This is a genomic window from Tardiphaga sp. OK246 (genome assembly GCF_900188215.1).
Lineage (GTDB): Bacteria > Pseudomonadota > Alphaproteobacteria > Rhizobiales > Xanthobacteraceae > Tardiphaga > Tardiphaga robiniae.
In genome coordinates this window covers 462314-477660 of sequence record NZ_FZOX01000006.1, presented here as the reverse complement: position 1 = coordinate 477660, position 15347 = coordinate 462314, and the positions used below count along the sequence as shown (strand labels likewise).

Below are 15347 nucleotides of genomic sequence, written 5' to 3'. Positions count from 1 at the left end.
TCGAAACGCGTTCGGCCAAGTGCTTTGCGGCTACCCTGTCCCTCCGCCCTGGGACATTAATTTTGGTGATGGGACCGTTCGCCATGGCAGATGTGCAAGCAACCGAAAAAACACCGCATGCGGAACGTCGGGCAATCGCTCGGCGCCTCCGAAAGTCCTGATGCACTCTCAATTGCGGAAGACCGCATCGCATCAGGCCCAAGGGTGCAACGGGCACCTGGCGTTCCGCACGCCCTCTCACAAGGGGGCGGGAATGCAAGAGACGACGGCGCCCCCGCGCCGCAAACAATGGGGGCGATGACGCATGTCTGAAGAGCAGTGGCTGTTTGACAGTTGAATCCGTGAATGACGTGACGCGCTATCGGCGCCGCACCACACCCGCCGTCATGCGCGGGCTTGTCCCGCGTATCCACGTCTTGGCGACAAAGGAAGGCGTGGATGGCCGGAACATCCAGCGAAGCTCGCTTCGCGCTGTCCGGCCATGACGAGCCTCGCTTACGCCGCCACGACCTCACGCGGCTGAGTGATCGCGATATGCTGGCAATGCGCCACGGGTGTTGTGCCATTGGCCACGATGAGCGCATCGAGCTCGACGAACCGATGCCCCTTCTTCTCATAATTGGCAGTCACCTTCGCCCGCGCGATCAACTCGTCATCGGTATTCGCGGTCGCGAGCAACTGCATCCTGCTGCCGACGTGAATCCACGGCCCGAGCAGCGCATTGTCCACCAGCACCTTGTTCATGATCCGCTGCAGCACGCCGGGATGCACGATGCCCTCGCGCAGATACATGGCATCGGTCTCGCGCACCTCACCCAGATATTCGGCAAGTCCATCCTCCGGCCAGACCCGCGGCGCGGTGCCGAGCCACTTGTCCAACGCGTAGGAATTGGCATCCACTGGAAGCCGCTTCGCAACAGCCGCCGTGTCCGGGAAATCGTCCAGCGCAGGCACTACCGGCCGCTGAGTCAGCGATGCGGTCCCGGCCGCACGAATCTCGCCGCCGCCCTCAACGCTCAGCGCGAGCCCCTCGCCCGCTTCCTCGGCGATCACCTCGACTGTCTCGCCGTCATAGACCGGCTTGGTGAAACGGGCCTCGATCAGGCCACGCTCCAAAAAGTCCCGTCCCCAGTGCTGCACCGGCGGATGGATCATATAGGCCAGCACGTCGACGCCAGGCACCAATCCGCCGCTGAAGCCGAATTTCCGGGCGACAGAATCGTCATGCATCTTGTTTTCGGACTGTTTGGCCGTGTTAAAGGCCTCAACACGGTACGGTTCGAGCCGTTTGGTCATGATTCCTCCCGAAAACTGCGCGAAATTGAGTGTTCGCCTTGGCAGGAGATGATACCCGTCACCATGTTCGAGGCAAGGCGACGGGCGGGGAACTGTCCCGCGTCAGCGCCACATCGCCCACCCGCAAATGACTGCCTTTTCGTGGAACTTGTGCTCCCTTGACCACACGCATCTATATCGACGCCGACGCCTGCCCGGTAAAAGACGAGATTTACCGCGTCGCCGCCCGCTTCAGCCTGCCTGTCAGCGTGGTCGCCGGAAACTTCATCCGGGTGCCCGACGATCCCCTGATCGAGCGGATTGCCGCAGGTTCGGGCATGGATGCAGCCGATGACTGGATTGCGGAACGCGCCCAGAAGGGCGATATCGTGATCACGGCAGACGTCCCGCTGGCCAGCCGCTGCGTCAAGGCGGGCGCCGCGGTAATTGCCCCTAACGGCAAGCCGTTCACAGAACAATCCATCGGGATGACGCTCGCGGTACGCAACCTGATGACCGATTTGCGGTCGTCAGGCGAAGTCACTGGTGGTCCCAAATCATTCGCGCCGCGCGATCGCTCGGCGTTCCTGTCGGCCTTGGATCAAACCATCCGCCGCATCCAGCGCGACCCGGCCTTTGCGCCCGCGCCGAAACAAAGTTGAACTGATCTTATGGCTCCTCCGCTTATCCAGCTGAAAGACATCTTCCTGACCTTCGGCGGCACGCCGCTACTCAACGGCGTCGAACTCTCGGTGTCGCAGGGCGAGCGCGTCTGCCTGATCGGCCGCAACGGCTCCGGCAAGTCGACGCTCCTCAAAATCGTGGCGGGGATCGTCGAAAACGACAAAGGCAGCCGCTTCGTGCAGCCCGGCGCCACCGTGCAGTATCTGCCGCAGGAGCCGGACTTCTCCGGCTATGCGACGACGCTCGCTTATGTCGAGGCCGGCATGGGCGACGGCCACAACATCTATCAGGCACAATATCTGCTCGAACAGCTTGGGCTCACCGGCCATGAAGATCCGAACAACCTGTCCGGCGGCGAAGCGCGCCGCACGGCGCTGGCCCGCGTGCTGGCGCCAGAGCCTGACATCCTGTTGCTCGACGAGCCCACCAACCATCTCGATCTCACCACGATCGAGTGGCTGGAAGGCGAACTGGCCAGCCGGCGCTGCGCGCTGGTGTTGATCAGCCATGACCGCCGCTTTCTCAGCAACCTCTCACGTGCCACCGCCTGGCTCGATCGCGGCCAGATCCGCCAGATTGATCGCGGCTTCTCGGCCTTCGAACAGTGGCGCGATGACGTGCTCGCGGAAGAAGAGCGCGACCAGCACAAGCTCGACCGCAAGATCGTCAATGAAGAACATTGGCTGCGCCACGGCGTCTCCGGCCGCCGCAAGCGCAACGTCAAGCGCCTCGCCGGCCTGCATGAACTGCGCGCACAGCGCCAAGACTATCGCGGCGCCGCGGGCAACGCGACGCTCGCCGCCGCCGAGGCCGAGAAGTCCGGCAAGCTGATCTTCGAAGCCAAGAACATCTGCCGCACCTATGGCGACCGCAAGATCGTCGACGACTTCTCGATCCGCGTGCAGCGTGGCGATCGCATTGGTGTGGTCGGTCCGAACGGTGCGGGCAAGACCACGATGATCAATATGCTGACCGGCACCGAGCCGCCGGATTCAGGCACCATCCGGTTCGGCGCCAATATCGAAATGGCGACGCTGGACCAGCACCGCGAAAGCCTTAACCCGAAGACCACGCTGGCGGAGGCCCTCACCGGCGGCCGCGGCGACCATGTGATGGTCAACGGCCAGCCCAAGCATGTGGTCAGCTACATGAAGGACTTCCTGTTCTCGCAGGAGCAGATGCGCACGCCGCTCGAAGTGCTGTCCGGCGGTGAACGCGGCCGCTTGATGCTGGCCCGCGCATTGGCCAAACCATCCAACGTGCTGGTGCTGGACGAACCGACCAACGACCTCGATCTCGAAACCCTCGACGTGCTCGAGGAAATGCTCGGTGATTACGAAGGCACCGTCATCCTGATCAGCCATGACCGCGACTTCCTCGATCGCGTCGTCACCTCGGTGATCGTGCCGGAAGGCAACGGCAAGTGGATGGAATATGCCGGCGGCTATACCGACATGCTGGCGCAGCGCGGCGCCGACCTGAAGCGCGAGGCCAAGACCGAGGCCGTGGCTGCCAAGAGCAATGGCAGCAAGTCAGACTCGTCCAAGCCCACCGGCAAGCGCAAGCTGAACTTCAAGGACAAGCACGCGCTGGAAACCCTACCGAAGACGATGGACAACCTGCGCTCCGAAATCGCCAAGCAGCAGCGCCATCTCGACGATCCCAACCTCTACAAGAAGGATCGCAAGAAGTTCGACACTGCGACCGCCGCGCTCTCAAAGGCGCAGAAGGAATTGCAGGACTCGGAAGAGCAATGGCTGGAGCTGGAGATGCTCCGCGAAGAAATCGAGAACGCGTAACTGTCAGTCGTCATTGCGAGCGAAGCGAAGCAATCCAGAGGCAACAAGCGAAGACTGGATTGCTTCGTCGCTTCGCTCCTCGCAATGACGGTGGAAATGCCGGAGACGACACAATGACCACCACACTCGCCGCCAAAATCTCCCGCGACTACGGCACGCCTGCCCTCGTCATCGACATGGACCGCGTCGAGCGCAACATCGCGCGTATCCAGAAGGTCTGCGACGATGCCGGCGTCGCCAACCGGCCGCATATCAAGACGCATAAGAGCCCGGTGATCGCGAAGATGCAGATCGCAGCTGGCGCGAAAGGCATCACCTGCCAGAAGCTCGGTGAAGCCGAGATCATGGCCGATGCCGGGATCGACGACATCCTGATCAGCTACAATCTGCTCGGCGACGAGAAGATGGCGCGGCTCGGCGCGCTGCAGGCCAAGGCGAACGTCACCGTGGCCGCTGACAATTCCGTCGTCATCGGCGACCTGCCGAAAGCAGCCGCGCTCTCCGGCCGCAACGTCAACGTCGTGGTCGAATGCGACACCGGCCGCAAGCGCGCCGGCGTCGAGACGCCCGCCGAGGCGATTGCACTAGCCCAGGAGATAGCCGCCTCGAAGGGCCTGACCTTCGCCGGCTTCATGCTGTACCCAACCGAGACCGGCTGGCCCGACGCACAGAAATTCTACGACGAAGCGTTGGCCGGCGTTCGCGCACTCGGTCTGGAGCCCACGATCGTCTCGACCGGCGGCACGCCAAACCTGAAGAATGTCGGCTCGCTCAAGGGCGCCACCGAACATCGCTTCGGCACCTATATCTATAACGACCGTATGCAGGTCGCCGCCGGCTCTGCCACCTGGGACGATTGCGCACTGAATGTCTATTCGACCGTGGTCAGCCGCGCCGGCCCGGAACGCGGCATCCTCGATGCGGGTTCGAAGACGCTGACGCCCGACACCGGCGGTCTCGACGGCTACGGCTTGATCCTCGAACATCCCGAAGCGAAGATCGCGCGCTTCGCGGAGGAGCATGGTTTCCTCGATCTCGGCCGCAGCAACACCCGCCCCAATGTCGGCGACGTCGTCCGCATCGTGCCGAACCACGTCTGCGTGGTCGTCAACATGTTCGATGAAGTGGTGATGGTGCGCGGTGACGAGATCATCGGCACGCTCCCGGTGGCCGCGCGTGGGAGGCTGCGCTGACGGCGCAATCGTAGGATGGGTAAAGCGCAGGCGCGTAGCGCCGTAGCGAAACCCATCAATGCTGCGTATGTGGAAGTGATGGGTTTCGCGAAGACGCTCTACCCATCCTACGGCCTGAGATATTTCAAAACGCCCTCGCCCGCTGCAGCTCCCGTCGCAAAGGACGCCTGCAGCAGGTAACCGCCGGTCGGCGCTTCCCAATCGAGCATCTCGCCGGCGACGAATGTGCCCGGCATACGCTTCAGCATGAAGGCGTCATCGATCTCATCGAACGAGACGCCACCCGTCGTCGAAATAGCACGCGCGATCGGCGCGACGCCATTGAGCGTCACCGGCACGGCGTTGATCAAGGCAGCCAACTTCTCCGGCGGCAATGACGCCAGTTGAATGCCCTCCGGGACAGCGACTTCCTGCAGCAGCCCAATGGCCACCGGCGACAGATGGATCGCCTTGCGCAGGAAATTGGAGAAAGACTGCTTGCCACGCGATGCTGCCAGCTTCGTGGTCAGCTCCTTCGCATCGAGGTCCGGTCTAAGAGCAACGCGCAGCGTCGCCTTGCCATCCGCGATGACCGCTTCGCGCAACAGAGACGAGAGCGCATAGATGCCGCCGCCTTCAATGCCAGTGCGCGTCACCATCGCCTCGCCGCGCACGCTGTGTGCACCGAACGATAGCGCAACACCCTTCAGCGGCTGACCTTCGAAACGGTCCTTGAATATCTCCGACCACGCGACCGTAAAGCCGGAATTCGCCGGACGCAGCGGCGCGATGCTCAAGCCCTTCGCAGCCAACACATCGATCCAGGCACCGTCGGAGCCGAGCCGCGGCCAGCTTGCACCACCGAGCGCAAGAACCGCGCTCTTGCAGGCGATCGCCCGCGAGCCGTCCGGCGTTTGGAATATCAAACGCCCATCGCCGTCCCATCCTGTCCAGCGGTGACGAAAGGCAAACCGCACGCCACTCTCGTCCAGCCGCCGCAGCCACGCGCGCAGCAATGGCGATGCCTTGAAGGCCTGCGGAAACACCCGGCCGCTGGAACCAACAAAAGTCGGCTGCCCCAGCGCCTCGCTCCAGTCGCGTAAAGCGGCCGGCGTGAAAGCCGAGACGGACGGAGCAAGCCGCGCTTCCGCCGCGCCATAGCGCTTGAGGAATTCCGGCAGCGGCTCACTATGAGTGAGATTGAGTCCGCCGCGTCCGGCCATCAGAAACTTGCGACCAGCCGATGGCATCGCGTCATAGACCGTGACGGCAACGCCGCCACGGCTCAGAACCTCGGCCGCCATCAGCCCGGCAGGGCCGGCACCGATCACCGCAACTTGGTTCTTCACAGGCTCAGTCAAGGTCACACGATCCGGCGAAGCCGCCGATCAGGCCTTTACGCCCAAGCGAATGGCGGCCTGCTCGACATACTTCTGGGTCTGATGGAAAGCGCCTTCCAGCGCCTTGGCCTTGGACATATCACTAATGTCCGCGAAATGCGCGGCAATCGTATCCGGGCTCCAGTCAGCTTCGGCGAAATTGACACCTTCGCTTTCGAGAATCTTGATGACCGCGAAGGAGCCGGCGCCGGCGCCCATGATGGTCTTGGTCGGTGCATTCTCGCTCAGGAGATATTCGACCGCCGGCGTGATCGCTTCCGGCTTCATCAGTTGCAGCGCCTGCGCTGGCAACAGTTCCTCGGTCATCCGCGTGGCTGCGGTGGGTGACACGATGTTGACGCGGATGTCGGTCTTGCGGCCTTCCTCGGCCAGCACATTCATCAATCCGACCATGCCGGTTTTGGCCGCGCCGTAATTGGCCTGACCGAAATTGCCATACAGACCAGACGACGAGGTGGTGAGCACGATACGCCCATAGTTGCGCGCGCGCATACCTTCCCACACGGCCTTGCAGCAATAGAAAGTGCCGGTGAGATGCACGTCCAGCACCTTGGCGAAATCGGCGACTTCCATCTTGGCGAACGACTTGTCGCGCAGGATACCCGCATTGGCGCACATCAGGTCGACGCTGCCCCACTCCTTGGTGGCCTTGTCGACCATCGCCTTGACCTGTTCGAAGTTCGAGACATCCGCGCCATCGGGCATCGCCGTGCCGCCGGCTGCGCGGATTTCCTCGACCACGGATTCCGCCGCCGTCAGCGAACCGCCGGTGCCATCGCGCGCGCCGCCGAAGTCGTTGACCACGACCTTGGCCCCGAGCTTCGCGAGGCCGAGCGCATGGGCGCGACCCAGTCCGTTGCCGGCACCGGTAACAATGGCAACGCGGCCGTCAAATCGAATGGTCATGTAGCTTGCTCCCTAATTGAAATAGACAAGGCCGAGCCAGTCGGCGACCAATGCCGGCTTGTCCTCGCCTTCGATCTCGACACTCACAGCGGTACGTGTGAACAATTCCTTCGGCTTGCGCAACGTCGCCTCGGTCAGCGTGAAGCGGCCGCGGATGCGCGATCCTGCTTTGACCGGCGACACGAAGCGCACTTTGTCGGTACCGTAATTGACTCCCATGGCGACATCGGCGAGTTGCGGCAGCGCCTCATAGGAAAACACCGAGAGCATCGACATGGTCAGGAAGCCATGAGCGATCGTCGTGCCGAATGGCGTTTCGCGCGCACGCGCGGGATCGACATGGATGAACTGAAAATCCTCCGTCGCCGCGGCGAACGCATCGATGCGCTTCTGGTCCATGACATGCCAGGGCGACACGCCGACTTCCTTGCCTACCATGGCGATATAGGCATCACGTTCAATCATCGCGCTCATTCAGTCTCAGTCCTCAAAATCCAGTTGCGTTGCGGGCGCAGATTCCACAGCCCACACCCTGACGCCAAGCGAAATTGTGCGCTGCAGCCATGCAAAGCGCGACAAATTACCGCTCGCCCTCTTGCGATCCCGCCGCGCGGAGCGCCTGCAATTCGGGGAAATCCTCTTCGCGAAACTCGACACCGCGCAAGGGATCGCTGCGATCGTCGGCGTGTTCGAGCCGACGCAGATGCACCCTGCGAATCTTGCCCGAAATCGTCTTCGGCAGCTCGGTCACGAACTCGATCCGACGTATACGTTTGAACGGCGCCAGACGCACATGCAGATGCTGATAGATCGACAGCGCCGTCGCCTTGGACGGCGCGGTATCGCCGATCAGCAACACATAGGCCTTGGGAATGGCGAGTCGGATCGGATCGGGGCTCGGCACAATGGCGGCCTCAGCCACGGCATCGTGTTCGAGCAGGATACTCTCCAGTTCGAACGGACTGATGCGATAGTCCGAGGATTTGAACACATCGTCGGAGCGACCGACGAAAGTGAGATAGCCATCGTCATCGGCAAATACGACGTCGCCGCTGCGATAGATCTCGCCGCTTGCACCGCTGACGCTACCGTCTTCGGCCTGATAGCCCTGCATCAATCCTGCCGGACGATCGGCGCCGAGCACGAGACTGACCTCGCCCTCTTTCGCCGGATTGCCATCGGCATCGACAACGCGAACCTTCCAGCCCGGCAGCGGACGGCCCATGGAGCCGACCTTGACGGTCTGGCCCGGCGAATTGCCGGCCAGCGCGGTGGTCTCGGTCTGGCCGTAGCCGTCGCGAATGGTGAGGCCCCAGGCCGCCTTGACCTGATCAATCACTTCCGGATTGAGCGGCTCACCGGCGCCGCAGACCTCGCGCAATGCCACCTTGAACGTCGCCAGCTTCTCCTGAATGAACAGCCGCCACACTGTCGGCGGTGCGCACAGTGTCGTGACGCCGCAGCGACCGATGGTGGCAAGCAGGCCCTTGGCGTCGAAACGCGGCTGATTGACGACAAACACGGTGGCGCCGGCATTCCATGGCGCAAAGAAGCAGCTCCAGGCATGCTTGGCCCAGCCCGGTGAAGAGATGTTGAGATGGACGTCGCCCGGCTGCAGTCCGATCCAAAACATCGTCGAGAGTCCGCCGACGGGATAGCTGCGCTGGCTGTGCCGCACGAGCTTCGGCTTCGCCGTGGTGCCCGAGGTGAAATAGAGCAGCATCGGATCGTCAGCCCTGGTCGGGCCATCCGGCGTGAATGTGTCAGGGAATTCGGCCGAGGTCTCGAAAGCCAGCCAGCCGTCGTGAGACGATCCGGCGTTGACGACGATCTGCCCGATGCCTTCGGTCTTCAGGCTGCCGAACTTGGCGACCTGATCCTCTGCCGCCACAACAAGCTTGGCGCGCCCACGGTCGAGCCGGTCCTGCAATTCATCCGAGGTCAGCAGCGTCGTTGCAGGAATGATGACGACGCCGAGCTTGATCGCAGCCAGCATGGTCTCCCAGAGCGGCACCACATTGCCGAGCAACAGCAACAGATGATCGCCGCGCTTCAGCCCCTGCGCGCGCAGGAAATTGGCAACCTGATTGGAGCGGCGTGACAGCACCTCGAATGACAGCTTCGTCTCGCGGCTGGCGGCCGCATCGACGATCCAGAGCGCGGTCCGGTCCTTGCTGACGGGATCATGGGCGAGTTCGGCATCGAACCAGTCGAGCGCCCAGTTGAAGTCGACCGGATCGGGCCAGCGAAAGCCGGCAACGGCGGTGGCGTAGTCGGTGCGGTGTTCGAGGAGGAAGGCGCGGGCCTGCTTGAACGTGGTCATGCCGACGCGCTCCGCTATTTCGGCATCAAATGCCTAAGGTGATGAATGATCCCCGAGAAGTCATCACCGCCGTGACCTTCCTTCTCATAGGTCTCATAGATGCTCTCGGCATGAGCGCCGAGCGGCGTCCTGGCGCCGGCGGCCTTGGCGGCCTCCTGCGACAGCCTGAGATCCTTGAGCATCAGTGCTGCGGCAAAACCCGGCTTGTATTCATTGTTGGCCGGCGATGTCGGCACCGGTCCCGGCACCGGGCAATAGGTGGTCAGCGACCAGCACTGGCCCGACGAGGTCGAGGCCACATCGAACAGCGCCTGATGCGACAGGCCGAGTTTCTCGGCGAGCACGAAGGCTTCGCTGACGCCGATCATGGAAATGCCGAGGATCATGTTGTTGCAGATCTTGGCCGCCTGCCCCGCACCGGCATCGCCGCAATGGACGATCTTCTTGCCCATGGCTTCGAGGACCGGCTTGGCCGACGCGAACGCCTTGGCATCGCCGCCAGCCATGAAGGTCAGCGTCGCGCCCTTGGCGCCGCCAGTGCCACCGGAGACCGGCGCATCGACCGACGGCAGCTTCTGCGCAGCCGCCAGTTCATGCGCCTTGCGTGCGCTTTCCACGTCGATGGTCGAGCAATCGATCATCAGCGCCCCCTTGGCGGCAACGGGAATGACCTCGCTCCAGACCGACACCACGTGTTTGCCGGCCGGCAGCATGGTGATGATGACCTCGGCGCCCTTCACGGCATCGACCGCCTTGTCAGCAATGGTCACGCCATCCGCCCTCGCCTGCGCGCGGGACGCCTCGACGAGATCGAAGCCCGTCACCTTGTGGCCCGCCTTGACCAGGTTGGCGGCCATCGGGCCACCCATATTGCCGAGACCGATGAATGCAATGCTGGTCATGTCCTGCCCTCGTGATCGTTTGTCTGTTTTTAAAGCCTGATGAAAACGGCGAAATCCAACTTTCGTTCAGAACGCTCGACCTTCAGAAGGTCAGCTCAACATCCCGTTTGGCCAGATAGCGCGCGACAATCTCCGGTGTCACGCCCTCGAGATCCGGTGGCTGCCATTTCGGATTGCGATCCTTGTCGATGATGGCCGCACGCACGCCCTCGACGAAATCGGCGCTATCAAACACCTCCAGCGCCGCGAGATATTCGCGCGACAGACATTCCTCGAGCGACTTCGACGCGCGCGCTAGCCGCAACAGCTTCAGGGTAACCTTGAGCCCCCGCGGTGATTTGTCGGACATGGCCTTGAGCGTCGCCAGCGCAAACTCCGAACCGTCCTGCTCAAGCGCAGCCACGATCTCCTCGACGCTGTCATGGGCGAAAGCGCGATCGATCAGCGCACGCTGCGCCGTGACCGGACCGGTTTGTTCCGGAGCTGCAAACTTCTTGAGTGTCGTCATCACCGACGCCGCATCGGCACCCGCCGACAGCTTTGTGAGCGCCTCGCGCAATGCCGGCCAATTGGCGGTGTCGATCAGGACGTCCGCCATATGTGCAGCAAGCGCATCGGCACCATTTGCCGTCAGTCCGGTCAGACCGAAATACGTCCCGAGCTCGCCAGGCGCGCGCGACAACAGCCATGTACCGCCGACGTCCGGGAAGAAGCCGAGGCCCACTTCCGGCATCGCCATCCTGGTCTTCTCGGTGACGATGCGGTGGCTGGCATGGCCGGCCAGACCGACGCCACCACCCATCACGAAGCCGTCCATGTAAGCGACATAGGGCTTTGGAAACTTCGCGATACGCGCGTTGACGATATATTCCTCGCGCCAGAAGATCTTGCCGAGATCGCCTTTGACCTTGGCACTCTCATAAAGACCGCGGATATCGCCGCCGGCGCACAATCCGCGTTCACCCGCACCTTCGAGGATAATCAGCGCGACTTGCGGATCTTTCTCGAACACGTCGAGCGCCGTGGCGATCTCGCGGGTCATCTCCAACGTCAGGGCATTCAGCGCCTTCGGCCGGTTCAATCGGATCACACCGGCTGCGCCTTCCCGCGCGACGATGAGGTCGCCCGTCCCCGTTGCCACGTCCGAACTCATCGAGCGCCCTCGATCAATTTGCGCGACACGATCAGCCGCATGATCTCGTTGGTGCCTTCGAGAATCTGGTGCACGCGCAAATCGCGCACGATCTTCTCGATCCCGTATTCGGCGAGATAGCCATAGCCGCCATGCAGCTGCAGCGCATCGTTGGCGACCTCGAAACCGATATCAGTGCCGAAGCGCTTGGCCATCGCGCAGAGCATGCCGGCATCGGCATCCTTGCGGTCCAGCGCCGCCGCCGCCCGCCACAGAAACGTGCGCGCGGCTTCCAATTCGGTCGCCATATCGGCGACGCGGAACTGGAGTGCCTGGAATTCGTCGAGTCGCTTGCCGAACGCCTTCCGCTCTTTCATGTAGCTCAACGACTTGTCGAGCGCCGACTGCGCGCCACCAAGCGAACACGCGGCGATGTTGAGACGACCACCGTCGAGGCCGGCCATGGCGATCTTGAAGCCGATGCCTTCGTCACCGAGCCGGTTGGCGATCGGCACGCGGCAATTTTCGAAGATCACGGCGCGTGTCGATTGCGCGTTCCAGCCCATCTTGCGTTCGTTGTTGCCGAACGAGAGACCGGGCGTGCCCGCCTCCACCACGATGGTTGAGACGCCGCTGGCGCCCTCGCCGCCGGTGCGCACCATTACGACATAGATGTCGGTATCGCCGGCCCCGGAGATGAATTGCTTCTGGCCGTTGAGCACATAGTGGTCGCCGTCGATGACAGCGCGGGTGCGCAGCGCCGCTGCATCCGATCCCGAACCCGGCTCAGTCAGGCAATAGCTCGCCAGTAGCTCCATGGTGCAGAGACGCGGCAGCCACTTCTGGCGCTGCGCTTCGCTGCCATAGGAATCAATCATCCACGACGCCATGTTGTGGATCGAAATGAAGGCCGAGGTGGTCGGACAGCCGGTCGCCAGCGCCTCGAAAATCAGCGCGGCGTCGAAACGCGTCAGTGCGGAGCCGCCGACATCATCACGAATGTAGATGCCGCCCATACCGAGCAGCGCCGCCTCGCGCATCACCTCTGTGGGGAAATGCTTGTCCTCGTCCCATTGGAGCGCAAAGGGAGCGATCTTTTCCGCAGCAAATTCGCGCGCCATGTCGCGAACGGCGGTCTGTTCCTCATCGAGAGCGAATTGCATCACGCCCTTCTTGTTGATTGTTGATCAGCCGGGAAAATGAAACGGCCCGGTGCACCACCTTTGGGAGCTGCCGGGCCGCTTGCGTGTTCTTACTTCATCAACGGGATCGAGAACTCGGCGCCTTCCTTGACACCCGATGGCCAGCGCGCGGTCACCGTCTTGGTCTTGGTGTAGAAGCGGATCGAATCCGGACCATGCTGATTGAGATCGCCGAAGCCAGACTTCTTCCAGCCACCGAAGGTGTAATAGGCGATCGGCACCGGGATCGGCACGTTGATGCCGACCATGCCGACATTGACCTTCGCGGCGAAGTCGCGCGCAGCGTCACCGTCACGGGTGAAGATCGCAACGCCGTTGCCGTAGTCATGATCCGACGGCAGCGCGAGAGCTTCTTCGTAATCGTGGGCACGCACCACTGACAGTACGGGCCCGAAGATCTCTTCCTTGTAGATGCGCATGTCCTTGGTGACGTTGTCGAACAGACAGCCACCCATATAGAAGCCGTTCTCGTAGCCCTGCATCTTGAAGCCACGGCCATCGACGGCGAGCGTGGCGCCTTCCTTGATGCCGATATCGACATAGTTCTTGACGCGGTCGACGGCTTCCTTGGTCACGAGCGGACCGAAGTCGGCGGACGGATCCACGGAGGTGCCGATCTTCAGGCTCTCGACGCGCGGTATGAGTTTTTCCATCAGGCGGTCGGCCGTGGTTTTGCCGACAGGCACGGCCACCGAGATCGCCATGCAGCGCTCGCCGGCCGAGCCGTAACCGGCGCCGATCAACGCGTCGACGGTTTGGTCCATGTCCGCATCGGGCATGATGATGGCGTGGTTCTTGGCGCCGCCGAAGCACTGCGCGCGCTTGCCGGTCGCCGCAGCGCGCTCGTAGATGTACTGGGCAATCGGCGACGAGCCGACGAAGCCAACGGCCTTGATGTCTTCGTCGTCGAGGATTGCGTCGACGGCTTCCTTGTCGCCGTTGACGACATTGAGGATGCCCGGCGGCAGACCGGCTTCGATCATCAATGCGGCGAGCATCATCGGCACGCCGGGATCGCGCTCGGACGGCTTGAGAATGAACGCGTTGCCGCAAGCGATTGCCGGGCCGAATTTCCACATCGGGATCATCGCCGGGAAGTTGAACGGCGTGATGCCGGCGACGACGCCGAGCGCCTGGCGCATCGAATAGATGTCGATGCCGGGGCCTGCGCCTTCGGTGTATTCGCCCTTCATGAGATGCGGAATGCCGCAGGCGAATTCGATCACTTCCAGGCCGCGCTGGATATCGCCCTTGGCGTCCGGCACGGTCTTGCCATGCTCACGCGCCAGGCAATCGGCCAGCTTGTCGTAATCGCGGTTGGCGAGTTCGAGGAACTTCATCAGCACGCGGGCGCGGCGCTGCGGATTGGTGTTGCCCCAAGCGACCTGCGCCTCGGCGGCATTGAGAACCGCGGCGCGCATTTCGGCCTTGGAGGCCAGCGCAACCTTGGCCTGAACTTCGCCAGTCATCGGCTCGAAAACGTCGGCGAAACGCCCCGACTTGCCCTCGACCTCACGGCCGCCGATGAAATGTCCAATCGTGCGCATGCGTTTCCTCCTGGAAGCCAAATTTGGCCCGATGTTGATCAGGCTTTTTGGCGTTTGGAAAGGCCCTGCGCGCGCGGCGGATTTGCGAAATTGCAGGCTCGCTGCAGTTTCGCCCTGTCAGAATGTCACCGCCGCGACAATGTCACAGGCAGTGTGCCAATTATCAGTTCTTGGCTGGAGATACGGCCTTGGTTGCCGCCTTCTTTGCAGTCGGCTTTCTAGCCCCGCTCTTGGGAGCCTCAGCCTTGGACGCTGTCGGCTTCGGCGCTGCAGCACGGCCCAGCACGGCCTCGCGGCCAGCGCTCAAAAGCTCTTCGGACAACTCGCCATTGCCGGCGGCGCGGGCGAGCACGATGGTGCCCATCATGGTGGCAAGCGCCGCCATCGCCTGTCTGCGCGCCGATTTGCTCGGTCCGCCATGAAACTGCTCGGACATCATCTCGATCATCTGATCGAGTTTGGCGGCAAACACTTTGCGCGTCTTGGGGCTCTCGCGCGCGATCTCAGCGCCCAGCGCCGGGACGGCGCAACCATGGCCCGGATTGTCGCGGTGCTGCGGCGACAGGTAAGAATCCACGATCGTGGCCAGACGCTGATCCGGCGCCGCCTGCCCGGCCAGCTGACGCCAGCGATCCGTCGAGCGGTCCATCGCATAGGCGAAGGCTTCAATCACCAGCGCCTCACGCGAATCGAAATGCGCATAGAAGCCGCCATGGGTCAGACCCGCGTCCTTCATGAGGTCGGCCACGCCGATGCCATGCGCGCCCTTTTCGCGCAGACGCACGGAAGCCTTCTTCACGATCCGCGCATGCGTCTCGAGCTTGTGTTCCTTCGAATAGCGCATCGGCGGTCCATTCAAGACAAATAGATGATGTCGATCATATTACTCACGCTGCTCCGCATGCGCAACGCACACCTAGCCGCAGGCCTTGACAACACCGCAGTTTGACGCGGAATTGATAGGAGCAAGACCGGCGATCCGCGCCGGCCCAAGGAAATGCCAAG

The 15347-nt window shown here is 62.6% G+C and carries 13 protein-coding genes; 3 read left to right on the top strand and 10 right to left on the bottom strand.

Features of this window, described 5'->3' with window-relative positions; all coding sequences use genetic code 11:
• Positions 1-495: 495 nt before the first annotated feature.
• On the bottom strand, positions 496-1296 hold the full coding sequence (locus CHC01_RS26310; protein ID WP_089267283.1) for a hotdog family protein: 801 nt from the start codon (positions 1294-1296) through the stop codon (positions 496-498).
• A gap of 158 nt (positions 1297-1454) precedes the next feature.
• On the opposite strand from CHC01_RS26310, the gene CHC01_RS26305 reads away from it, so the two are divergent.
• The 3 genes from CHC01_RS26305 (at position 1455) to CHC01_RS26295 (ending at position 4951) form a co-directional block, all read left to right on the top strand.
• The gene (locus CHC01_RS26305; protein WP_089267282.1) at positions 1455-1937 is read left to right on the top strand and encodes a YaiI/YqxD family protein; all 483 of its coding nucleotides are present in this window, start codon (positions 1455-1457) and stop codon (positions 1935-1937) included.
• A gap of 9 nt (positions 1938-1946) precedes the next feature.
• Entirely contained in the window at positions 1947-3758 is a 1812-nt protein-coding gene (locus CHC01_RS26300) for an ABC-F family ATP-binding cassette domain-containing protein (protein WP_089267281.1), read from the top strand.
• A 113-nt stretch (positions 3759-3871) separates the two neighbouring features.
• The gene (locus tag CHC01_RS26295) at positions 3872-4951 is read left to right on the top strand and encodes a D-TA family PLP-dependent enzyme (protein WP_089267280.1); all 1080 of its coding nucleotides are present in this window, start codon (positions 3872-3874) and stop codon (positions 4949-4951) included.
• 107 nt (positions 4952-5058) lie between these two features.
• On the opposite strand, the gene CHC01_RS26290 is transcribed toward CHC01_RS26295, so the two are convergent.
• The 9 genes from CHC01_RS26290 to CHC01_RS26250 all read right to left on the bottom strand — a co-directional run bounded on the left by CHC01_RS26290 (position 5059) and on the right by CHC01_RS26250 (position 15186).
• Positions 5059-6234 (bottom strand): BaiN/RdsA family NAD(P)/FAD-dependent oxidoreductase, encoded by a 1176-nt coding sequence (locus CHC01_RS26290; RefSeq protein ID WP_244558530.1) that lies wholly within the window; start codon positions 6232-6234, stop codon positions 5059-5061.
• An 84-nt stretch (positions 6235-6318) separates the two neighbouring features.
• Positions 6319-7236, bottom strand: a complete 918-nt coding sequence (locus tag CHC01_RS26285; protein WP_089267279.1) for an SDR family NAD(P)-dependent oxidoreductase — start codon at positions 7234-7236, stop codon at positions 6319-6321.
• Between the two features lie 12 nt (positions 7237-7248).
• A complete protein-coding gene (locus CHC01_RS26280; protein WP_089267278.1) occupies positions 7249-7710 on the bottom strand; it encodes a MaoC family dehydratase in 462 nt (153 codons plus the stop codon).
• Between the two features lie 106 nt (positions 7711-7816).
• Positions 7817-9559: an AMP-binding protein gene (locus tag CHC01_RS26275; RefSeq protein WP_089267277.1), complete on the bottom strand. Its 1743-nt coding sequence runs from the start codon at positions 9557-9559 to the stop codon at positions 7817-7819.
• A gap of 14 nt (positions 9560-9573) precedes the next feature.
• Positions 9574-10461 carry a 3-hydroxyisobutyrate dehydrogenase gene (mmsB, locus tag CHC01_RS26270; RefSeq protein ID WP_089267276.1) on the bottom strand — a complete coding sequence of 296 codons (888 nt, stop codon included), beginning with the start codon at positions 10459-10461 and terminating at the stop codon, positions 9574-9576.
• Positions 10462-10543: 82 nt separating this feature from the next.
• Complete coding sequence (locus tag CHC01_RS26265; protein ID WP_089267275.1) at positions 10544-11614, bottom strand: enoyl-CoA hydratase/isomerase family protein; 1071 nt, start codon at positions 11612-11614, stop codon at positions 10544-10546.
• Entirely contained in the window at positions 11611-12756 is a 1146-nt protein-coding gene (locus CHC01_RS26260; RefSeq protein WP_089267274.1) for an isobutyryl-CoA dehydrogenase, read from the bottom strand. Before CHC01_RS26260 ends, CHC01_RS26265 begins: the two co-directional genes overlap by 4 nt.
• A gap of 89 nt (positions 12757-12845) precedes the next feature.
• A complete protein-coding gene (locus CHC01_RS26255; RefSeq protein WP_068730703.1) occupies positions 12846-14342 on the bottom strand; it encodes a CoA-acylating methylmalonate-semialdehyde dehydrogenase in 1497 nt (498 codons plus the stop codon).
• Between the two features lie 163 nt (positions 14343-14505).
• Positions 14506-15186 carry a TetR/AcrR family transcriptional regulator gene (locus tag CHC01_RS26250; RefSeq protein WP_089267273.1) on the bottom strand — a complete coding sequence of 227 codons (681 nt, stop codon included), beginning with the start codon at positions 15184-15186 and terminating at the stop codon, positions 14506-14508.
• Between the last annotated feature and the right edge of the window lie 161 nt (positions 15187-15347).

Excerpts from the sequence above, each read along its gene's own strand:
- CHC01_RS26310 (WP_089267283.1), bottom strand. The coding sequence starts at position 1,296 with ATGACCAAACGGCTCGAACCGTACCGTGTTGAGGCCTTTAACACGGCC.
- CHC01_RS26300 (WP_089267281.1), top strand. The coding sequence starts at position 1,947 with ATGGCTCCTCCGCTTATCCAGCTGAAAGACATCTTCCTGACCTTCGGC.
- CHC01_RS26295 (WP_089267280.1), top strand. The coding sequence starts at position 3,872 with ATGACCACCACACTCGCCGCCAAAATCTCCCGCGACTACGGCACGCCT.
- CHC01_RS26290 (WP_244558530.1), bottom strand. The coding sequence starts at position 6,234 with ATGGCGGCCGAGGTTCTGAGCCGTGGCGGCGTTGCCGTCACGGTCTAT.
- CHC01_RS26285 (WP_089267279.1), bottom strand. The coding sequence starts at position 7,236 with ATGACCATTCGATTTGACGGCCGCGTTGCCATTGTTACCGGTGCCGGC.
- CHC01_RS26280 (WP_089267278.1), bottom strand. The coding sequence starts at position 7,710 with ATGAGCGCGATGATTGAACGTGATGCCTATATCGCCATGGTAGGCAAG.
- CHC01_RS26275 (WP_089267277.1), bottom strand. The coding sequence starts at position 9,559 with ATGACCACGTTCAAGCAGGCCCGCGCCTTCCTCCTCGAACACCGCACC.
- mmsB (WP_089267276.1), bottom strand. The coding sequence starts at position 10,461 with ATGACCAGCATTGCATTCATCGGTCTCGGCAATATGGGTGGCCCGATG.
- CHC01_RS26265 (WP_089267275.1), bottom strand. The coding sequence starts at position 11,614 with ATGAGTTCGGACGTGGCAACGGGGACGGGCGACCTCATCGTCGCGCGG.
- CHC01_RS26260 (WP_089267274.1), bottom strand. The coding sequence starts at position 12,756 with ATGCAATTCGCTCTCGATGAGGAACAGACCGCCGTTCGCGACATGGCG.
- CHC01_RS26255 (WP_068730703.1), bottom strand. The coding sequence starts at position 14,342 with ATGCGCACGATTGGACATTTCATCGGCGGCCGTGAGGTCGAGGGCAAG.
- CHC01_RS26250 (WP_089267273.1), bottom strand. The coding sequence starts at position 15,186 with ATGCGCTATTCGAAGGAACACAAGCTCGAGACGCATGCGCGGATCGTG.